This window comes from Edaphobacter flagellatus (assembly GCF_025264665.1).
GTDB lineage: Bacteria > Acidobacteriota > Terriglobia > Terriglobales > Acidobacteriaceae > Edaphobacter > Edaphobacter flagellatus.
On sequence record NZ_CP073697.1, the window covers coordinates 2,876,534 to 2,896,331 of the forward strand.

18 protein-coding genes are annotated in these 19,798 nt (G+C 57.8%); 8 read left to right on the plus strand and 10 right to left on the minus strand.

What is annotated here, in order from left to right; translation table 11 throughout:
- Nucleotides 1–23: 23 nt before the first annotated feature.
- The 3 genes from gatA to KFE13_RS12095 all read left to right on the plus strand — a co-directional run bounded on the left by gatA (nucleotide 24) and on the right by KFE13_RS12095 (nucleotide 5,500).
- Nucleotides 24–1,472 carry an Asp-tRNA(Asn)/Glu-tRNA(Gln) amidotransferase subunit GatA gene (gene gatA, locus KFE13_RS12085; protein WP_390891561.1) on the plus strand — a complete coding sequence of 483 codons (1,449 nt, stop codon included), beginning with the start codon at nucleotides 24–26 and terminating at the stop codon, nucleotides 1,470–1,472.
- A gap of 538 nt (nucleotides 1,473–2,010) precedes the next feature.
- Nucleotides 2,011–4,434, plus strand: coding sequence for an SLBB domain-containing protein (locus tag KFE13_RS12090; protein WP_260703372.1), 2,424 nt, complete (start codon nucleotides 2,011–2,013; stop codon nucleotides 4,432–4,434).
- 19 nt (nucleotides 4,435–4,453) lie between these two features.
- Nucleotides 4,454–5,500 (plus strand): glycosyltransferase, encoded by a 1,047-nt coding sequence (locus tag KFE13_RS12095; protein ID WP_260703373.1) that lies wholly within the window; start codon nucleotides 4,454–4,456, stop codon nucleotides 5,498–5,500.
- 20 nt (nucleotides 5,501–5,520) lie between these two features.
- Here KFE13_RS12095 and KFE13_RS12100 read toward each other — a convergent pair whose 3' ends face one another.
- Together KFE13_RS12100 and KFE13_RS12105 are read right to left on the minus strand one after the other, a co-directional pair.
- Nucleotides 5,521–8,118, minus strand: a complete 2,598-nt coding sequence (locus tag KFE13_RS12100) for a capsule assembly Wzi family protein (RefSeq protein WP_260703374.1) — start codon at nucleotides 8,116–8,118, stop codon at nucleotides 5,521–5,523.
- Nucleotides 8,119–8,658: 540 nt separating this feature from the next.
- Nucleotides 8,659–8,853, minus strand: a complete 195-nt coding sequence (locus tag KFE13_RS12105) for a hypothetical protein (protein ID WP_260703375.1) — start codon at nucleotides 8,851–8,853, stop codon at nucleotides 8,659–8,661.
- 209 nt (nucleotides 8,854–9,062) lie between these two features.
- Between KFE13_RS12105 and KFE13_RS12110 the strand changes: the two genes are divergently transcribed.
- Nucleotides 9,063–9,356, plus strand: a complete 294-nt coding sequence (locus tag KFE13_RS12110) for a hypothetical protein (RefSeq protein ID WP_260703376.1) — start codon at nucleotides 9,063–9,065, stop codon at nucleotides 9,354–9,356.
- Between the two features lie 88 nt (nucleotides 9,357–9,444).
- On the opposite strand, the gene KFE13_RS12115 is transcribed toward KFE13_RS12110, so the two are convergent.
- On the minus strand, nucleotides 9,445–10,080 hold the full coding sequence (locus tag KFE13_RS12115; protein WP_260703377.1) for an FmdE family protein: 636 nt from the start codon (nucleotides 10,078–10,080) through the stop codon (nucleotides 9,445–9,447).
- A gap of 101 nt (nucleotides 10,081–10,181) precedes the next feature.
- Between KFE13_RS12115 and KFE13_RS12120 the strand changes: the two genes are divergently transcribed.
- Nucleotides 10,182–10,841: a MarC family protein gene (locus KFE13_RS12120; protein WP_260703378.1), complete on the plus strand. Its 660-nt coding sequence runs from the start codon at nucleotides 10,182–10,184 to the stop codon at nucleotides 10,839–10,841.
- Nucleotides 10,842–10,867: 26 nt separating this feature from the next.
- Here the strand turns inward: KFE13_RS12120 and KFE13_RS12125 are convergent, their stop codons facing one another.
- The 3 genes from KFE13_RS12125 to KFE13_RS12135 form a co-directional block, all read right to left on the minus strand.
- Entirely contained in the window at nucleotides 10,868–11,806 is a 939-nt protein-coding gene (locus KFE13_RS12125) for an NADP-dependent oxidoreductase (protein ID WP_260703379.1), read from the minus strand.
- Nucleotides 11,807–11,982: 176 nt separating this feature from the next.
- A complete protein-coding gene (locus KFE13_RS12130; protein ID WP_260703380.1) occupies nucleotides 11,983–12,498 on the minus strand; it encodes a DUF7674 family protein in 516 nt (171 codons plus the stop codon).
- 109 nt (nucleotides 12,499–12,607) lie between these two features.
- The gene (locus tag KFE13_RS12135; RefSeq protein ID WP_260703381.1) at nucleotides 12,608–13,534 is read right to left on the minus strand and encodes a Type 1 glutamine amidotransferase-like domain-containing protein; all 927 of its coding nucleotides are present in this window, start codon (nucleotides 13,532–13,534) and stop codon (nucleotides 12,608–12,610) included.
- A 135-nt stretch (nucleotides 13,535–13,669) separates the two neighbouring features.
- Here KFE13_RS12135 and KFE13_RS12140 point away from each other — a divergent pair, with 135 nt between their 5' ends.
- Both KFE13_RS12140 and KFE13_RS12145 read left to right on the plus strand, forming a co-directional pair.
- Nucleotides 13,670–13,996, plus strand: a complete 327-nt coding sequence (locus tag KFE13_RS12140; RefSeq protein ID WP_260703382.1) for a PadR family transcriptional regulator — start codon at nucleotides 13,670–13,672, stop codon at nucleotides 13,994–13,996.
- Between the two features lie 11 nt (nucleotides 13,997–14,007).
- Entirely contained in the window at nucleotides 14,008–16,641 is a 2,634-nt protein-coding gene (locus KFE13_RS12145) for an ABC transporter permease (RefSeq protein ID WP_260703383.1), read from the plus strand.
- Nucleotides 16,642–16,653: 12 nt separating this feature from the next.
- Here KFE13_RS12145 and KFE13_RS12150 read toward each other — a convergent pair whose 3' ends face one another.
- Both KFE13_RS12150 and KFE13_RS12155 read right to left on the minus strand, forming a co-directional pair.
- Nucleotides 16,654–16,854, minus strand: coding sequence for a YqaE/Pmp3 family membrane protein (locus KFE13_RS12150; protein WP_260703384.1), 201 nt, complete (start codon nucleotides 16,852–16,854; stop codon nucleotides 16,654–16,656).
- A 42-nt stretch (nucleotides 16,855–16,896) separates the two neighbouring features.
- A complete protein-coding gene (locus KFE13_RS12155; RefSeq protein ID WP_260703385.1) occupies nucleotides 16,897–17,598 on the minus strand; it encodes a hypothetical protein in 702 nt (233 codons plus the stop codon).
- A gap of 417 nt (nucleotides 17,599–18,015) precedes the next feature.
- Here KFE13_RS12155 and KFE13_RS12160 point away from each other — a divergent pair, with 417 nt between their 5' ends.
- Nucleotides 18,016–18,528 carry a bactofilin family protein gene (locus KFE13_RS12160; protein WP_260703386.1) on the plus strand — a complete coding sequence of 171 codons (513 nt, stop codon included), beginning with the start codon at nucleotides 18,016–18,018 and terminating at the stop codon, nucleotides 18,526–18,528.
- A 179-nt stretch (nucleotides 18,529–18,707) separates the two neighbouring features.
- Here KFE13_RS12160 and KFE13_RS12165 read toward each other — a convergent pair whose 3' ends face one another.
- Both KFE13_RS12165 and KFE13_RS12170 read right to left on the minus strand, forming a co-directional pair.
- The gene (locus KFE13_RS12165; protein ID WP_260703387.1) at nucleotides 18,708–19,100 is read right to left on the minus strand and encodes a DUF2752 domain-containing protein; all 393 of its coding nucleotides are present in this window, start codon (nucleotides 19,098–19,100) and stop codon (nucleotides 18,708–18,710) included.
- 2 nt (nucleotides 19,101–19,102) lie between these two features.
- Nucleotides 19,103–19,792 (minus strand): DUF4339 domain-containing protein, encoded by a 690-nt coding sequence (locus KFE13_RS12170; RefSeq protein ID WP_260703388.1) that lies wholly within the window; start codon nucleotides 19,790–19,792, stop codon nucleotides 19,103–19,105.
- Nucleotides 19,793–19,798 lie beyond the last annotated feature (6 nt).

The window sequence follows — 19,798 nt, forward strand, 5'->3', positions numbered from 1 at the left end:
GCCGGTAGGCCAAGCGGAAGAGGATGAGTTTGACGGTAGACGGATTGACGATCGATGACGTGCGTTCGGCGGTGGCTGCAGGCAGCACCACTGCTACGGCGCTTGCGGAAAAGCACTACGCGAAGATTGCCGATGGCGATGCGAAGATCAACAGTTACCTGTCGCTGAGCAGGGAACGTGCGCTGGAACAGGCGGCGAAGATCGATGCTATGGCGCAACGCGGTGATGTACTGCCTTCGCTGGCAGGTGTCCCGGTGGGCATTAAGGATGTGCTGACGATGCGAGGCGCTCCGGCTACGGCTGGCTCGCTGATTCTGAAGGGCTACAGGCCGCCGTATGATGCGACCTCGGTGTCGAAGCTGGAGGCAGCAGGCGCTGTCCTGTTGGGCAAACTGAATTGCGACGAGTTTGCCATGGGCAGCTCAAATGAGAACTCCGCGTATGGTCCCGTGCTGAACCCGCGGGCGCTGGATCGGGTGCCGGGAGGCTCGAGCGGCGGCTCAGCGGCAGCGGTGGCAGCAGATTTTGCGGTGGCTTCGCTGGGGACGGATACTGGTGGTTCCATTCGTCAGCCTGCCGCGTTCTGCGGTGTAGTGGGTGTGCTGCCGACCTACGGCCGTGTGAGCCGGTATGGATTGATTGCATTTGCTTCGTCGCTGGATCGTGTGGGGCCGTTCACGAAGAATGTCAAAGACGCAGCAACGATGTTGGAGGTGCTGGCAGGACACGACGCGATGGATGCGACCTCGTCGGACCAGCCGGTGGCCAGCTATGTGAAGGCTTTAGAGCAGCCGGTGGAAGGGCTACGGGTCGGAATTCCCGAGGAGTACTTCGGCGAAGGCCTTGACCTGGAGATACGGGCAGCGATCGAGAGAGTTCTGGACAAGTTAAAGGCTGCCGGTTGTGTGCTGAAGAAAGTAAGCCTGCCGCATACGAAATATGCGATTCCGACCTACTATGTGATTGCGACGGCTGAGGCTTCGTCGAACCTGTCGAGGTTCGATGGAGTACGATACGGGCTTCGCGATGCAGAGGCGAAGTCGCTGTCTGCGATGTACCGCAAGACACGCGATGAAGGCTTCGGTCCTGAGGTAAAGCGCCGCATCCTACTGGGGACCTATGCTCTCAGTGCCGGTTACTACGACGCCTATTACAAAAAAGCACAGCAGGTTAGAACGTTGCTGACACAGGACTTCCTGTCGGCCTTCAACGAGGTGGATGTGCTGGTGGCTCCAGTGACACCGACGCCAGCATTCAAGCTGGGCGAGAAGACGGATGACCCGGTGAAGATGTATCTCGAGGACATCTACTCGGTGGCGGCAAGCCTGGCAGGTATCTGCGGAGTAAGTGTGCCATGCGGAGTAACCAAGGGAGCTCTGCCGATCGGAGTACAGGTGTTAGGTAAGCACTTCGATGAGGCTACGATGCTACGGGTCGCCAAGGCTGTTGAAGAGGGGCAACGCTCAGTCTAGTGAATTCCTTTGCAGGGGTATCGGGGAAGCTGCGTCCGATAGCTTTTTGCTGGCCTCCGGATGGTGTTTCAGTATGCTGGAATCAATGATTTCTGGGGAAATCTGCGGTGTCGAGAGTGGAGCCCAGGTTTATGCGCGGATTCCTGATTGCGGCAAGATTAGGCTAGAAGTTTTACAAGATTGAGGATGACGGCAGATGCAGTCTGGTGTAGTTAGAAGCTCCCTTGTTATTGGTGCGATTTTGTTGGTTTATGGAGCGGGAACCGCTTCAGCGCAGCTGTCGTCCCCCCTACTTACTCAGGGGCTCGGTGGGAACGGCGGCCAGCAAAGCACTTGCAGCCCTACCGATCCAAGCTGCTCGGATTACAATACGACGCGTCCTGCGGCACCGGTGCCTGATACGCAAAACCGATCGGGCATCAATCTTAATAATCAATCCGGGCAAGGCACAAATACACAGATTCAAACTCAGCCGCAACAAAACGCACAGTTGCAGGAAGTCAATCTTCCACTGGATCCCCCTACAGAATTTCAGCAGATGGTGGCGAACTCTACGGGCAAGATGCTGCCTATTTATGGTTCAAAACTATTCCGTACTTTACCTTCAACCTTCGCGCCGGTGAACCAAGTTCCAGTAACGCCGGATTATGTGATTGGTCCAAATGACGAGCTTCTGATTCAGTCCTGGGGCCAAGTTACGTTGAACAATCGCTTCGTCGTCGATCGCTCGGGCGGAATCTATATTCCTCAGGTTGGAAACATTCATGTAGCAGGTGTTCGATTCGATCAGTTACAGCCGTTTATCAAGTCTCAGATGAGCAGGGTTTTTCGCAACTTTGATCTGAGCGTCAATATGGGGCAGTTGCGTTCGATTCAAGTTTTTGTCGTCGGCCAAGCACGTCGGCCCGGTACATGGACTCTAAGCTCCTTGAGCACGCTGGTAAACGCGATCTTTTCTTCGGGCGGCCCCGCACCGCAAGGAAGCTTACGGCATATTCAATTGCGTCGTGGCAATCAAACAATTGTCGACTTTGACTTGTACGATCTGATTCTGCATGGGGACAAGTCGAAGGATGTGGCGCTGCTTCCTGGTGATGTGATCTACATCCCACCCGTGGGCCCGCAGGTAGCCGTTGCAGGCAGTGTCAACACTCCAGCTATCTATGAGCTGAAATCAAACGGAGACACGACAGTCGGAGAAGCGCTGGAACTAGCTGCCGGTCTGTCGACCGTTGCCTCGGGTGGAAAGATACGTCTGGAGCGTGTGGATGAACGCCGGCAACGTAGCATCGTCGAAGTGCCGCTTACGGCAGAGGGCAAATCGACGCTCCTGCGGGATGGCGATCTGGTCGAAGTGGTTGCCGTTGCAAGTGTGTACAAGGATGCCGTTACGCTACGGGGCAACGTAGCAAACCCTGGCAGGTATGCATGGAAACAGGGAATGCATGTTCGAGATCTTCTGCCGAACAAAGAAGCGCTAATTACGCGTGATTACTGGTTGAAGCGTAGTCAATTAGGCCAGCCAACGATGACCTATGTACCTACCTGTCAGCCGTCGACACCATACGGCATTCCAGGCTTGCGATATGGCATCCCCGTCGGGGATGAAGGGGATGACCCCTATTGGCGTTATTCCTCCGTGAGGAGTCAAGGATCGACGAAGTTGTTGGGCCTGCCGATGGCAAACAGCGAAATAACCCAAGGAAGCAACACCGAGCGACCAACAAATTCAGTATTTGGCGATGCCACAGCGATTGATGGTCAGATCGGAACCGATGGTGGTTTGGACTGTGGCCGACAGTCTACCCTGCAGGGCTATACCCCTGTATTCCCAACTGATATGACACCTGGGGGCCAGCAGCTTTCATCTTCTCAAATTCCGGCACAGCAAACTGCGACCAGCAACCGGATGAGTAATGCGAATGCCAGCGTCGGTGCAACGGTGAGCAATGCTTCCGCAGGGCAGTTTCTCCCTAAGAACGATGTCAAGATGGTTGAGCCGGACATCAACTGGGCGTATGCCGTTATCGAGAGGCAAAGCAAAGAGAATCTGACGACATCTCTGCTGCCTTTCAATTTGGGCAAGGTTGTTCTTGAAGGCGATGACTCACAGAATCTCGAGATCTTGCCTGGCGATGTGATCACGATCTTTTCGAAGGCGGATTTCCGCGTTCCGCAGCAGCAGCAGACGCGTTTCGTCCGGCTGGAAGGTGAATTTATATCGTCCGGTGTTTACAGTGTGAAGCCGGGGGAGACGTTGCGCCAGCTTGTTCGCCGCGCGGGAGGGTTTTCTTCCGATGCTTATCTGTATGGATCGGAGTTTACGCGCGAGTCGACGCGCCGAGTACAACAGCAGCGATTGAATGAATATGTCGATCAGATTGCATTGCAGGTAAGTACGAATGCGACAAACAGTGCGAGCCGTGCGATCAGTTCGACAGATGCGACAGCGCTTGCTGCACAGCAATCGCAGACACAGAACATCATTGCGAATCTGCGTAATGCCCGCGCAACGGGACGTATCGTGCTTGAGGTGGCTCCGGATGCGAGCGGAGTTGATCAGTTGCCCGATCTTCCTTTGGAAGACGGAGACAAATTTATCGTGCCTCGCGTGCCTTCAACCGTGAATGTGGACGGCGCAGTATATAACCAGAACGCATTTTTGTATGATCCGCATCGCCGCCTGGGAGACTATGTGCAATTGGCGGGCGGAGCGAACCGGGATGCCGATAAAAACCGCGCATTCGTCATTCGTGCTGGTGGCGCCATTATCAGCAAGCAGTACAGCTCTTCCCTACGTGGACACGGATTTGATTCGGTACGCCTCTATCCGGGAGATACCGTTGTAATTCCTCTTAACCTGGATAAGGGCAAGACACTTCGCACAGTGGTTGATATAGCGCAAATCGTTGGTCAGTTCGGTATTGCGGTTGCTGCAATGAATACAGTGTTGGGTAAATAGCGCACTCGCTTCGACCACGATGTCCCATCTGCTTGAATCAAAAGGAGCAGACCAAGTCATCTATGTTTTAGAAAGCCCCGGCATTTTCGATCAAATCAGCCCCAACCGACTGATACAGATGACATACGATAAACAATCTGCCACTGAAGGTGTGCCGTTGAGCTCAGTCCGCATTATTATCCCGACTCTGAACGCTGGGCTTGAGTGGAATAAAGTATTGTCGGCTGTTTTGAGCAATGTACCTGCTGAAAACGTCTTGATTCTCGATTCTTCTTCGATAGATGCAACGGCAGAGATTGCGCGACAGATGGGATGCAAGATATCTGTCCGGCCTCGAAGTGAATTCAATCACGGAGCTACTCGTCAATTGGGTGTCGTGATGTCAGCTCAATACGAATTTGTCGTATTTCTAACGCAGGATGCTGTCCTGCAGGGGCACGATGACATCCAACAATTGATCGCGAGTTTTAAAGATTCTGGGGTAGCTGCGGCGTATGGACGGCAGTTACCAGCCTTGGAGGCGGGAGCTATCGAAGCCCACGCGCGCATCTTCAACTACCCTCCGGAATCGTCCGTAAAAACACTGGCAAGCAAACAGGAGCTTGGCTTCAAATCTATTTTCATCTCTAATTCGTTTGCAGCCTATCGTCTATCCGCGCTCAATCAGGTTGGCGGCTTTCCTGGGGATGTGCTCTTTGGCGAAGACACGGTGACCGCGGCCAAACTCTTGTTGGCAGGCTGGAAGATCGCTTATGTAGCTGAGGCAAAGGTCTACCATTCCCACAGCTATACCTGGATCCAGGAGTTCCGCCGGTATTTCGATATTGGCGTACTGCATTCTCGCGAGAGTTGGTTGCGCCAGGAATTTGGAGGAACAGGTGGAGAGGGAAAACGATTTGTCCTATCCGAGATGCGATTCCTTTGGTCGAGACAGTGGTGGTTGTTGCCCTCAGCGCTGATAAGAACGGGCTTGAAGCTTGCAGGATATCGACTAGGCAGTATGGAAAGAATCTTACCGAAACCGTTGAAGCGGCAATGGAGTATGAATAAAAGCTATTGGAAATAAATCACGAACCTAGCCAGTCGTTATTTCTGGATGGAGAGGTTTGGATTCCATGTGATCTGCAGCCAACCGCTGGTGTTGCGTTGCGCTCCTTGCATGTATGACGGAATTAGGAAGCGTTCATGTTGAACGAAAGCCTGCGCGGTCCAGTGGCGATTGAAGGCAAATGAGCCAGTCAGGAAGCCATCTGTGATAGTGCCTCCGCCAGGGAGAAATCCATTTGCGGTTTTGTTCTGTCGATATCCGCCTTCGACCCTGGTTTTTGCCGAGAACCAATATCCAAGGCGGCTCTCGATTGCCCGGCTGTCGCGGCCGATTGCATTCCCGAGAAAGAATCCTTTATTTGTGTTGCTGTCCAGGTACTGGTTGTTCATGAAGAAATGCGTTCCGCCGAAGTCGCGAACTAGCCCTTGAGAGCTGACGGCCTCAACACGCAGATCCATGTGGGGTAACCAAGGCAGGCGTGCAAAGTAGATTCCTGGATTCCAGGCAGCACGTCGTGGTGCGTCGATGGGGTTAGGATCGTCGTCGGAGTAAGCATCCGCGTAGATTGTGACTGCTCTGCCGAAGTAGGGGAGCCGGTAGCGGAAATCGAAGTTGCTCTTGCGGTCACCGGGATCGTTGCGATCTCCAAATGGGGCGGCACCGTTTCCAACATAGCTTCCGGTGGAATTAAAGCTGAAGAGGTTTTCTTTGAAGGTGTGCAGTGTGATCGGATGGCCCACACCCCAGAACACCGACCAGCGCGTAAAGCTCATTTCGAGGTTATCGCCGATGTTGAATGTGATTTTTTGCCCATTGAACCAGGGTCGCGCAGGGTAACGATGTCCCGAAAGTTTGCCCAACACAACATCGAAGCGGTAGGTTCCCCATGATGGGACGAGTGGCAGTGGATGCGGTCTGGTCGAGACTAAACGGAAGTTATATGTTGCTTCGGCATTACTCGACAGCGAAAGCGGCCCCATCGTCGTCGGTCCCCAATAGAGTTGTTGCTTGCCAAAGGCGAGGGCATTACCGGCAAGGGCGACACCAGCATAAAGCTCCAGAGGACGTTGGCGTGTATAGGCAGAATGGCCCGGGATTGGTTCGTTGTAAGGGTCAGTGGACTGGATGCGATCCAGTGTTTGAAAGAGTTGCGTCAGCTCTGGCGATTGCTGTGGGCGACCAGGGCCTTGCTGCATCTCTTCGCGAGCATAGAAGAAGAGGCGGCCATAATGGGCGCGGGTAGAGAAGCCGAGGAGAGTGCTGGAGCCTCGGCCTAGCGGTCGGCCAAAGTCGTTCCACCATGTCTGGCCGAAGTGGAAGCTGTCATAAAGTGCGGGGCCTGCGATGGTGCCGAAGCGTGTGTAGGCTGATTCGAGTGCAAGCTCCTGATAAGTGGTCGATTCTTCTGCAAGCTCGCGGTCGAGGTCGGTGATCAGGCGCTTTGCTTCTTTCACTAGGTTGGGATGGGTAGAACTGATTTGGTCGGCGAGGTCTTCGGCCTCGCGAAGCTGGCGCAGGCATTCCTGACGTGTCCAGGGGCGTATGGAGACATTTTGCGTAGGAATGAGGCCGAGCGAGCCGAGGCGTTCGAGTGCGGGATAGATCCAGCTGTCCATGGGCACGTTGGTGGAACCGATGCGATCAGGATCTCCGTCGTAACGCACGGGCGCGCTGTGTACGATCAATGGCTTTTGCGAAGGAAGTGTGAACTGCGGTGGGAGCGTTGCTGGGAGAGGAGGGCCGGCGGCGGGCGTGTTGCTGTGCGCGATGTAGTTGTCGGGCAGCGGCGCATCGTAAGGGTTGATGGTGACGTCGTGGTGTGCGTGATAGACGTAGCGTCCGATGAGCCAGCCGGCGACAGAGCCAACGACGACGTCGGAGGGGAAATGTTGCTCAGCGAGGACGCGGCTGGCACTGACGGCTCCGGCGAGTCCGTAAACGGCGCCGCTTGTGAGCCAGCCGGGATATTCCGAGGCGACGACGGAGGCCATCGACCAGGCCATGATGGCGTGGTTGGAGGGGAAAGAAGAGTTTCCGGGTGAGGATCTGAAGAAGTTGCCTGCGGCGTTGTTGGTGAGTGGGCGGTCGCGGCGGAAGGTGACTTTAAGGACTTCGTTGACGGCGAGGCTGTTGATGAGTGCTTCGCCCGTGAGCAGGCCGGTTTCGTGCGCTTGCGGAGCGTGATTGAAGAGGCTCCACATGTAGCCTGCGGCCGGGACGGCGGCGAGGGCGGCGACGCCTCCGGTCGAGAAGGTGTTGGCTTTCTTCTGATCGTTGGGGCTGATCTGCATGGCGTGGTTCATCGTGTGCGTGTCGCTGCCGATGAGCAGGCCGGTTGCGATGCCGAAGGGTGCGAGCCAGATGCCGTCCTTGGGGCGGAGGTGCGCGGGGCTAGTCCAGATGGCTTCCTGATCGCGAAGCAGGCGTTTGGGCATGCCGATCAGCGTAATGTCTTCTTTTGGTGTGAAGGCGGTGGAAGCGTTCGGGGTTGGTGGTGCGGGGAGGTTTTGCGGCTCGGGAGCATCCGGGAGCGAGGAGCTGGAGAAGGTGTTTTGTGCGATGGCTGGCGAGATCGCCGACAGCAGGACGCCAGCGACGAACAGAGGAAGCAGAGACCTTTTCCGGATCACGTCCATAGGGGAGTCAGAGGCGGCCACGCCTCGGAACGGCTGCAACCCCTGTGAGGAGGCTACCACAGCGGAGAGGCGCTTTCGGATGGGGAGAGCCTGAGGAGGCACCCTGGCACCCCTCCCCTTCATATTTGTGCAAAGTATTCATTCTTTTGCGGTTATACGGACGGTCCCGGCGCAAAGTCCTGCCTGCACAGGGGTCTGATTCGCAAAGTATTGCAATGAAAGGAGATGGTATCGAGGGCGAAGTCCTCGGAGGGGCTTCTTTTAGATTACATCTCCAGTATACCAAGCGGACGGGAACTGATCGGCAATTCCATCTGATTGGAAATAAAAAGCTTATGGTGTGGTGGGGCTTGACAATCGATTTTCAGGGGATTTCAGGGACGAGAGAGGTGGTCTTGACATGCAAGTGGGTGCAGCAAGCCGTCGTTTGAGAGGGATTTCGCGGGTACGCTTCCGCTCGGAATGACACTCCGTTGGGTGAATTGTAAAGGCCCTCCATGTGGAGGGCCTTTGTGCTTGTATTGGAGAGCGAAGAGTGGGTTAGCCCTGCGATTCGCCTTCGCCCTTTTTGCCGAGGAGGTTTTCGAGAGCATTGGCGACGACGCCGGTGCCTTCGAAGCCGGCGACAGCGGCTGCCCCTTCCTCAAGAATGTTTGCATTCGGATTGATCTTCTTGGCGCCTTCAACGGCGGCTACGGCACCTGCAATCTTTTCAGCTTCGTCCATCAGACTCATAGGAATCTCCTTTTCAACATCGATTGATACACCCTTCGGGAGGTGTCTCAGGATATCTGACGGATGAGGTTTCAGGGGCTGAAAGATGCCTGTTGGAAGGGTTTATTTGTGTGCGGCCAGCGGGCTCACAGACACGGATTTGCAGGGGAAGTTTCGCGCAACCAGGGCGCTGAATGGGGGTTCAGTGTGATTGTAGTCAGGAGGTCGTTATGAAGACCACATTGAAGTCGTTCGTAGCGAAGGGGATGATGGTTGCGTTGGTTGCGGGTGCTCTGGCGGTGGCGGGTGGAAGGAAGGCCGAGGCGCAGGTGAATATCGGCGTGCAGTTTGGGCAGCCTCCGGTGTATGCGTATGGAGCTCCAGCGTATGGATATTATGGGCCGGATTATTATGCTCGTCTGCGCTGGGAGCGCGAGCGTCGCGAGGCGTGGTTGCGTCATGAGCAATGGGAGCGCGCGCGCAGATACTACGCGTGGCGCGAGCATGACTGGTACCGCCGGTAGGTTCGACGTTCATGCGGATTGTTTGCGAAGTTGAGGAAGGCCGGCTGCGGATTCTGTCCGTGGCCGGTTTTGTTTGCGTGGTGCGTGTTTAGTTGAGGGGCTGGTAGTAGCGGGTCGCGGGTGAGGCGCAGGCTTCACAGAGGAGGAGGGTTTCTCCGTTGCGCGTGGTGCGGATTTCGCGATCGTAGTTGATGCCTTCGCCGCAGTGGGCACAGGCGATGCGTGGTGATTTGTAGCCGGGCATCTCGCGTGGGTGGATGGGAACGCGGACCCACTGTTCGGTGAAGAGCTCGGCGTCAGGGAGTTCGCGGTAGGCGAGCATCTGCTGCTGGTTCTTGTTTTCGATGTGCGGGTAGAGCTCGCGGGCGCGCTGTTTGGAGGATTCGCGAGCGGCGATGCGGATGCCTTTGTAGGTGGGTGTGCCGTCGGGCGGAGGCGCGAGTGGCTGGTTGAGGTCGATGAAGGTGGCAGCCATTTTCCCCCAGTCGCGGAACTTGAGGGCGCGCTTGCCGAGGCGGCAGCCGGTGACGACGGCGATGGCGTCGGTGGCGCAGCGGTCGATTTCGACGAAGGTGACGAGGCGTTTGCGATCGGCGGTGTGCGGCTCGGCGATGTTGAGGCGCTGGCAGCCGAGCATGGCGAGCCGCACACCGAGGATCTGGCCGGCGCAGAGGTGGCCGTGTGCGATCTCGGCCTGGCGGAGGAGATCGGGGAAGGACTCCATAGAGTGATGATACGGCGGCTGGGTGCGGTATTGTTGCTGCAGGCCGTGTGACTGCGAGATGGCTGGAGGCGTACGTGGGGATTTTGTGGAGGCACTTTGCTTTGGGATTCAGCGCGCTGCTGCCCGTGGTGAATCCGCTGGGCTCGGCGCTGGTGTTTCTGGGTGTGGTGGGATTGCAGCCGAAGGCGGTGTACAAGTCGCTGGCGCGGCAGATTGCGATCAACATGCTGCTGTTCTTTTTCGCGACCGAGCTGGTGGGGTCGTATGTGCTGTCGTTCTTCGGGATCTCGCTGCCGATTGTGCAGTTTGCTGGAGGTGCGGTGGTGGCGGCGATCGGCTGGGGTGTGCTGAATCAGCCGGATTCGGACAAGGAGAAGGAGAGCGCCGGAGCGCAGGCGACGGGGCGCGAGGATGTGGTGGAGAAATGGTCGAAGAAGACGTTTTATCCGCTGATGTTTCCGATCACGGCAGGGCCGGGATGCCTGGTGGTGATGCTGACGCTGGGCGCGCACGCGATGGAGCGTGACAGCCTGGCGGAGACAGCTCTGGCACATGCAGGGCTGATGCTGGCAGTCGTTCTGCTGAGTGTGCTGGTGTATGTGTGTTATGCGGCTGCGCCGCAGATCACGGCGAAGATCGCTCCGTCGACGGCGCAGGGAATTGTGCGGGTGGTTGCGTTTATTCTGCTGTGCATCGGTGTGCAGATTGCATGGAACGGGCTGGAGGCGTTGTTGAAGCCTCTGCTACAGCATTCGAAATAAGAAGATGTAATGCGGTTCTGGTTTGTCTAAGGCTGCGCAACGGCGACGACGAGTTTGCCGTGGCCGAGGCGTTTTGCGGGTGAGCCGGTGTAGGCGAGGTTGGCTTCGGCGAAGGGGACGACGGCATCGACGAAGGTGCGAAGCTTGTGCGTGTCAATAAGGGCAGCGATCTCCATGAGCTGGCGCTGGTTGGGTTCGACGATGAAGAAGGCTTCGTGAATACGCGGGTCGGTGGAGGCTTCGTGGTCGGAGGTGATGGTGACGGCGAAGCGTCCGGGGCGGATGAGAGGAAGTGAGCGGAGGAGCATGTCGCCGCCGATGGTGTCGAAGACGATGTCGAGCGGCTGGTGGATGAAGTCTTCGAAGCGTGCGCCGCGTGAGTCGATGACCTCGTCGGCGCCGAGCTGACGGATGAAGTCGAAGTTGGCGGGTGAGGCGGTGGCTATGACGTGCGCGCCGTGTAAATGCGCGATCTGAACGGCGAAGAGGCCGACGCCTCCGGCTCCGCCGTGGATGAGGACGCGGTCGCCGGGGTGGAGGTGTCCGCGATAGAAGAGGCCCTGCCAGGCGGTGAGGGCGCTGATGGGAACGGTGGCGGCTTCGGCTGGTGTGAGCGTGAGCGGTGCGGGCGCGATGGAGGTGGCGAGTGCGAGGCAGTACTCGGCGAGCGCACCTTGCTGGAACCAGTCGTTCATGCCGAAGATGGGCTGACCGATCGTGAAGTCGTGGACACCTTCGCCTACGGCGGCGACGGTACCGGAGAATTCGTGGGCGGGCACGGCCCCAGTGCGGGTGGCTCCGGCTTTGGTGTGCGTGGTGGGGTACCAATTGAGCTCGGTGCGGATGACGCCGGCGGCGGAGACGCGGACCAGGACTTCACCGGGGCCGGGCTGCGGGGCGGGGATGGAGGCTTCGACCAGGGTGGTGGGGGACGAGGCAGCTTCTGCCAGACGCATCGCTTTCATGTGCTCTCCGGTGAAAGTGGTTTGGAGTGACTGACGTAGCGGTGGTGGATCGTTCTTTGCTGTTGGCCTAGAGTGTCTTTATTTTTAGCAGATACGAGGCGAGGAGACGAGCTAGCGGAAAGCTTTTCGCGCGCAGTGCAAAATAGCTTCCTATAAGCCGACTTTGCAGGAGCTATCTACTCGCGAGTGATCTGCTCAATGATTCTTCGTAGCTCCGGATTCTCTACATCCTTTAGCAAATCCTTTGGAGACCTTCGCTTTCGACTCTTCCAAAACTGCCACCACGGGGGACGTAGTGTCGCGCCAGTTTCCGCTGCGACCACCTGCGCAAGACTTTCCTTTCCTCGCCAAACTTCCATCAGTTCAGCCCACACAACTCTAGACTTGGCTCCTAGAAACTCCTCGAATGCGGCCATCCCGCATTTCCGATGGGATGCCACGTTCTGAACCGTTTCAAGAAAGCCAAGGGTAGCTGCGTCGCGCCCTGCTGGGAGAGGAGAAGTAAGCAATTGCTCGGCTAAGTCGAATGCGAGACGAACGCCGTGAATGTCGCCAGTTTCAAAAAGATCGACGCTGTGGGAAGCGAGTTCGCCCATCATGCGCAGGTCCGATGCCCCTTCAGTTGGCTGGAAGATTGGGTTGGTCGCAAGAGATGGATACCTCGTTATGATGTTTTCCCTTATCAGCGACATGGGGCAGATGATACCAAAGCCGTCGGTCTCAGTGCTGGAGCCTCCTGCGGGTTACTCCCGCAAAACGCCCTTCGCGCCAAGTGGGTTTTCCTGAAGAGATGCCGACTTGTCAGGACTCTCTACGCACTGGATCAAATAGTTTCCAGTGTCCCTCGGAGACTATCTCGACATTGCCGTCGATCACCTTGATAGCGGTCTGATCGTCGATCGCATAGACCGGGACAGAAAGCTTAGCAGCCCATTGTTGGGCATTCGCGAGAGAGGCGTCTGGGTGCTTCTCGTTGTCAAGATGCGGGATCAATGCAAAGTTAGTCATTCCCGCTCCATGGGCCGTGACCAGCAGCCGGTCTATTGCGCCGTGCGGGCTAGAGAACACGACGGTTTCCGATGTGAGTACGTCACGGCTGCCACTGGGCGGACTTGTATAGGTCTCTGCAAACGTAGTCGATGCGGCCATGCTCCCGGCACTCACACCGACATAGACTACTTCTCTCCGGAGCGAGGGCAAGAGACTGGTCAAGCCGGACTGTCTCATCCAGTGGGACAGGTAGACAGGATCCCCGCCCCAAACCAGCAGGGCATCCGCTTCCTCTACCATCGGGACCCAATCTTTCCGATCGAGACTGGGCAGCGAAGTGAGCTCCAGAACCCCCAGTGACTTCCATCCCAAGTCGCACAACGGCCCCCCTGCTTTTCCGGAGAACGCCTGCCATGCCGCCGCGGCATCGCGCGGGAAGGCGTACATGCCGGTGGGAATGAAGAGTGCTCTGCAGTCGGAAATCGGTTTACTCAGAAGTTCGACCAAAGCATTGTGAATTGTCTTGTTGCTGACGCCGGAGGATGTGAGAAGAAGTTTGATCATGGCATTCCGCGGGTTCTGCCCTGTTGTGTGCCCATCTTCTGCCTGCTGCGTCGCCGCGTGGACAGAATGGCTGCCAAAGTGAAATGTTGCAGACTCGAAAGCTGCCGAAGTGCGTAATAATCTGGCCGGCAAGGTAGCTGCGGAGGCAGATACGATAAAAGTTCTTCGATCCATGCATGCCTCCTCAACAAAGCTAGTTGACCTTTTTTAAGCCGTCAATCTCCCCGCCGCGCGGGAAATTGACGGCTTGACATGCCTAATCGTCTAGGTGTACGGTCCAACCCATAGCTGTCTATGGGTGAGTGAATCATGGCGAAGAATGATTTGCAGGGGACGCTGGACCTGCTGGTGCTGAAGACGCTGGCGCAGATGGGCGAGCTGCATGGCTACGGGATTGTGCTGCACATTCAGCGTGCTTCCGATGAGTTGCTGCGCGTGGAAGAGGGATCGTTGTATCCGGCGCTGCACAGGATGGAGCAGAGCGGCTGGATCGCCTCGACGTGGGCGTTGACCGAGACGAACCGCAGAGCGAAGTATTACAAGCTGACCGCAGTGGGCAAAAAGCAGCTGCAGGAGGCGGAGAAGAGCTTCGAACATCTGGTGAAAGGCGTGCGCGCTGTTCTGCGCCACGCGTAAGGAGTTGAGCTATGTCGCTACTTCGACGTATTTCGAATCTCTGGCTGCGTTCGTGTGTGGACCGTGAAATCGACGAGGAGCTGCGGTCGCATATCGAGATGAGGACGGAAGACAACATTGCGAGCGGGATGCTACCGGAGCAAGCGCGTCGCGATGCGGTGCTGCGTTTCGGGAATCCAGTGGCGACGAAGGAGAGTGTCGTGGGTGCAGATGCGGCGTTGATGCTGGAAGGAATGTGGCGCGACCTGCGGTATGCGCTGCGGCAGTTGTGGAAGAATCCTGGGTTCTCGCTGACGGCGATTGTGGTGCTGGTGTTGGGGATTGCGGCGAGCGTGGCGATCTTTGCGTTCGTGGATGCGGTGCTGATCAAGCCGCTGCCGTATCAGAATCCGAAGCAGATCGTGGGGCTGTTTGAGAGCACGCCGCTGGGCCAGCGATTTCATCTCTCGTATTTGGATTATCTGGATTGGAAGCGGCAGAATCATGTTTTCAGCGCGATGGAGGCGTATGACATTCAGGCGATCTCGTTGCGAACGCCGGCAGGAACGGAGTTTGCTTTTGGCGCTACGGTGACGGCGGGATTCTTTCGCGCGCTGGGTGTGACTCCTGCGTTGGGTCGCGATTTTCGTGCGGGCGAGGATGTGGCCAACGGGCCGCGTGTGGTGATGCTGAGTTATGGAACGTGGCAAAACCGTTATGGCGGTCGAGCTGATCTGGTAGGACAGACGATTTCTCTGTCGGGTTCTCCGTATGAGGTTGTTGGCGTGTTGCCGCAGGGATTTCATTTTGCTCCTGTCGGTACGACGGAGTTCTGGACGCCTGTGCAGATATCGTTGGACCCGAATGGGCGAGGCGAGCATGGGCTGCTGGGGATTGCGCGGCTGAAAGATGGAGTGACGTTGCAGCAGGCTGCAGGCGATGTGAGCGCGATTGCGGCGCGGTTGGAGAAGCAGTATCCGGACTCGAATGGTGGGCGCGGCGCGACGGTGATTCCGTTGACGGAGCAGATCATCGGCAATCTTCGTCCGATTCTTTTGTTGCTGCTGAGTGGCGCGCTGTTGCTGCTGCTGACGGCGTGCGTGAACGTGTCGGGGCTGCTGCTGGTCCGGTCGGAGGGCCGCAGGCATGAGATGGCGGTGCGCGGTGCGCTGGGGGCTTCGCGTGCGCGGCTGATGCAGCAATTCGTGATTGAAGGATGTGTGCTGGTTGGGATTGCGGGCTTGCTTGGCGTTGGTTTGGCGAGCGGTGTGGTGCGCGTGTTGCGGCTGCTGATTCCCACGAACATGCTGGCGGAGATGCCGTACCTCGATGGCCTTGGGTTGAATCTGCATGTGTTTTTGTTTGCCGGTGCCGTGGTGCTTTTGGCTGCAGTGCTTTCGTCGATGCTGCCGTTGCTGCGTCTGTCTCTGACGGACCTGCGTGATGGCTTGATGGAGGGAGGACGTGGCGGAGCGAAAGCGGTGTGGCGTCATCTTGGCTCGAACCTTGTTGTGGTGGAGCTTTGTGTTGCGATGGTGTTGCTGGTGGGCGCGGGGTTGCTGGGCAAGAGCTTCTACAGGCTGCTGCACGTGGACATCGGGATGCAGCCTGAGAGGCTGGCGACGATGCGAGTGCGCGCTCCGTATGCAAGTTATGGGAAGAACGAGCAGCAGGTTGCGCTGGCACGTCGTGTAACAGACGAGGTGAGCCGTTTGCCGGGTGTGGAGTCGGTTGCGGTAGCGCATCAGATTCCCGTGTCTAACGTTGCGGGCGGGAATACATCGTTTCTTGTGATCGGCAGGCCGGAGAACAGCAGCGCCAATAATGAGGCGAACAGCCGCAATGTGAGCGCGGAATATTTCAAGACGATTCAGGCGCGGCTGGTGAAGGGACGCTACTTCACCGAGGACGAGGATGCCACGAAGCCGAGGGTCGCGATTGTGAATGAGGAGTTCGTGCGCCGATTCTTTCCCGGCGAGGAGGTGTTGGGTAGACAGATGCGATATGACATGTCGACGCCGGTGATGGAGATTGTCGGGATTGTCGGCGATCTGCGAGAGGGGCCGCTGGATGGCGAAGCGACGCCTGCGATCTATACACCATTCAACCAGGAGCCGGATACGACGTTCTATGTGATGGCGCGAACGGCGCAGGCTCCGCAGGGTTTGCTGAAGCCGATGGAAGCAACCGTGAAGCGTATCGATCCAAATATTCTGCAGCTCACGGCGGAGACGATGGAGGACCGGATCGGTAGCTCACAGTCGTCGTATCTGCATCGGTCGTCGGCGTGGCTGGTGGGCGGGTTTGCACTGACGGCGCTGCTGCTGGGAATGGTCGGACTGTATGGCGTGATTGCGTATTCGGTGAGCCAGCGGACGAAGGAGATTGGTGTGCGGATGGCGCTGGGAGCACAGCGCAGCTCGGTGTATGGGCTGATTCTGCATGAAGCAGGAAAGCTGATGACGGCGGGCATTGGTGCAGGGCTGGTGTGTTCGATTGGCGCGGCGACGCTGATGCGCAAGCTGCTGTTCGGCACGGCTCCGTGGGATGTGATGACGCTTGCGGGAGTCGCTGCAGGGTTGGCAGTTGCGGCGATGCTGGCGAGCTATCTGCCGGCGCGGAGGGCAGCTTCGATTGATCCGGTGGAGGCTTTGCGGGCGGAGTAAAGCTTCGTTAAATCAGCGTGGGCGCATGGTTCGCTGCATGTGGTGAATCTTCTGATCGGTCTTGTACTGGCTGAGTGCGTAGACGGCCCAGATGGTGGCTGGAATCCAGCCGAGCACCGTGATCTGCAGGATGAAGCAGAGGATACCGGCGAATGGGCGGCCGATGGTGAAGAAGGTCAGCCAGGGGAAGATGAAAGCGATGAGCAGTCTCATAGGGGCGCGCCTCGGCTCTTATTTTAAGCCAACCGTGCAGCACTAATTGCTGTCGTCGTTGTCTCCCTCTTCGATGATGGAGGAGGTTCCGACGACGTTGTAGGTGGTGGCTTCTCCGCCGGTGGGCTGGATGGTGACGCGCAGGGGTTGGCGCTCCCATTTGGCGGGTTGGCAGACGGGGATGAAGTGGTTGGGCTGCGGCCACTTTCCGATCAGTTTTTGCACGACGGCGCGTCGTGAGCCTAACTGCGCGACGATGACGTAGAGGTTGCCGCCTTTGGCCGTGGTGTTGGTGCCGCAGTAGGCGACGTAGTCGCGGAACCAGACGGCGTTGGAGACGACGGGGTCGAAGTAAGGCAGGTGCAGTGCGGTGATGTGGCCGGTGACGCGGTCGACGGTGATCCAGGGGCCGGGCTGCCAGATCCAGCGCTGCGCGGAGTCGGTGGGCAGTGCGTCGTTGACGTGCAGGGCGCGGCGGATGGCGAAGGTGCGGTCGGTGATGTCGTGGAGCTCGCCGGTGGTCCAGTCTTTCTGGCGGTCGTCGACGAAGAGCGGGCGGACTTTGATGGAGGAGGTTTCGTCGGACCTGGCTTCGGCGGTGGCGTCGGGCTGCGTGTAGGGGACGCGGCGCACGGCTCCGAGCGAGACGGTGTGGACTTTGGGGGCTGCTGCGAGAAGTTTGCCGGGGAGGGCGGCAGTGGAGGTCAGAAAGCTCAGCGAGAGAACGAAGGCGCGAATTTTCACTTGAGAGAAGCTCTGCGGTTGCAAGTGAGCGATGTGAGCCGGCCCGATGAGTCTGTTGCCTGCAGGGCCGGCTGTTGATGTGCAGGCACGGTGTTTATCCGTGTCCAGATGAACCAAGTGTTGCCCATGCTACAGCAGCGATATAGGCGATGGAGATGAATAGAGTTCAACTTTTGTGGAATGGAATAAAAGACGTTAATGATGGAAGAAAGTTCTTAGGGTGCGGGAAGACCTTCCTGGAGTGCTGAATGAGGTTCCGGGGCTGTGGAATAGATTGTGAATCCTGCGTAATCCGCAGTGTGTTGCGGAGTAGTATCGTGGACAATAGACGTGCGGACGCGTGTGCGTTTTGTGCGCTATGACGTGGAGCCCGCAAGAGGGGTCATCTCCAGCAGACAGGAAAGGAAACATACGAATATGTGGAAACCGAATCAGCCGGGAAGCAACAGCCCCTCAACGCCTGAACCGACGCGGCCGACTCCTCCGGCGCCGAGCTACGAGGCTCCGCGTGCGGCGGCAACCGGCGCTGGACCCGTCACTACGACGGGTGAGCAGGCGACGATCGGCAAGTCGCTGGTAGTCAAGGGCGAAGTGACAGGATCAGAGTCGCTCTACATCGATGGCAAGGTTGAGGGTGCGATCAACCTGCCGGGCAATCGCGTGACGGTTGGCCGCAATGGTCAGGTCGCGGCAAACATCGTTGCCCGCGAGGTGGTCGTTCTGGGCAAGGTACGTGGCAACTGCCAGGCGAGTGACCGCGTGGACATTCGCAGTGAAGGCTCGCTGACGGGCGATGTGATCGCAGCGCGCATTTCGATTGAGGATGGCGCGTTCTTCAAGGGCGGCATCGACATTCGCAAGCCGGGCGGCACGGACCTGAAGGGTGGTTCGGCGCAGCCTGCAGCGGAGCCGGAGAAGGTCGAAGCGTAAATATTCAGTAAAACTGGAAGACGGCCCCGGCGAAAATGCCGGGGCCGTTTTGCATCTGGGGGCGAGGAGAAGCCTGCAAAGAAATGTGGGGATCTCTCTCACTCCAACGAGCAAGCGCGTCGGGGACCCGATCGCCTGCCTACGCGACTTCGTCGCTTCGCTCGAAATGGCACATCTGACTAGAGATTGCGCGTGACGGTGAAGAGAATCGCTGCGGCGAGTGTGGTGTAGATGGCCAGTGGGGGTGGCTGAGGCCAGCGAAGCGGCTGACGGCTCACGAAGCGCAGGTAGGTCTTCACCAGATAGAAGAGTGCGATCGGGAGCGTCAGCGTGAAGAAGGCGTTGAGCCGGAGAGCCTCGTTTGCATTGCCGTGAAGAAGTGCGGCTAATGCGCGTGTGGCTCCGCAGCCTGGGCAGAGGAGGTGCAGGTAGCGGTAGCTGGGGCACTGCGGATAGAAACTGTACTGCTCAGGCGGAAAGAAGAAGAGAAGAAGCGCAGCCGCAAGGACAGGGGCGACAGGCGCAGCCGCTCGCATGAAGGAGGCGATGCGGCTGCGTGTCGCGTGCGTCATGATCAGTATCCGCGGTAGCGTGTGGCCTGTTTGATCTGATTGATGCGGTTGATGTGGTACTGGAAATAGAGTCCGCCGAAGAAGAAGGTCATGACCGGGCCGAGACGCAGTCCGACGGGCTCGACGGTGTTGTAGAACTGCTCGAGCGAGTTCTTCATGGCGAAGCGATAGAGGATGACGAGTACGAGAGCAGCAATGCTCAGAAGCGCGGATGCTGGAGATGTATGGGGTACGTGCCCGGATGCCATCGCAGCGCTCATGCCGGCGGAGACGCCTCCGTTGAGGAAAGAGCATACGGCGTAGCCGATGAAGTAGGGGAAGGCTTTGGTCTGCGGCTCGACTTTGCGCATCCAGAGCACCTGGACGAGGTCCCAGATGATGAAGAAGAGTCCACAGGTGCAGATGCCGATGATGAGTACGAGGACCCAGCTGAGATTGGGCGGGTCGGGATAGGGAGAGGTTGCAACAGGATAAGCAACGGCAGGAGGCGGGGCTCCGTAGGCCGGGGTGGCTGCAACAGGCGGCGGGATGGTGCCGGGGTTGAGGATCTGGGCAACGGGGATCCATTCGGTAGCGTCGTCGGACTTGGCCATGTCGGTAAGCAGAACGTTGCCGCTGGCGACGTAGCGTTGCAGGTCTTCAAGGGTATATGGGCCGTAGGTCTGGCCTTCGCGTGTGACGTGATAGGGCATCAGTGG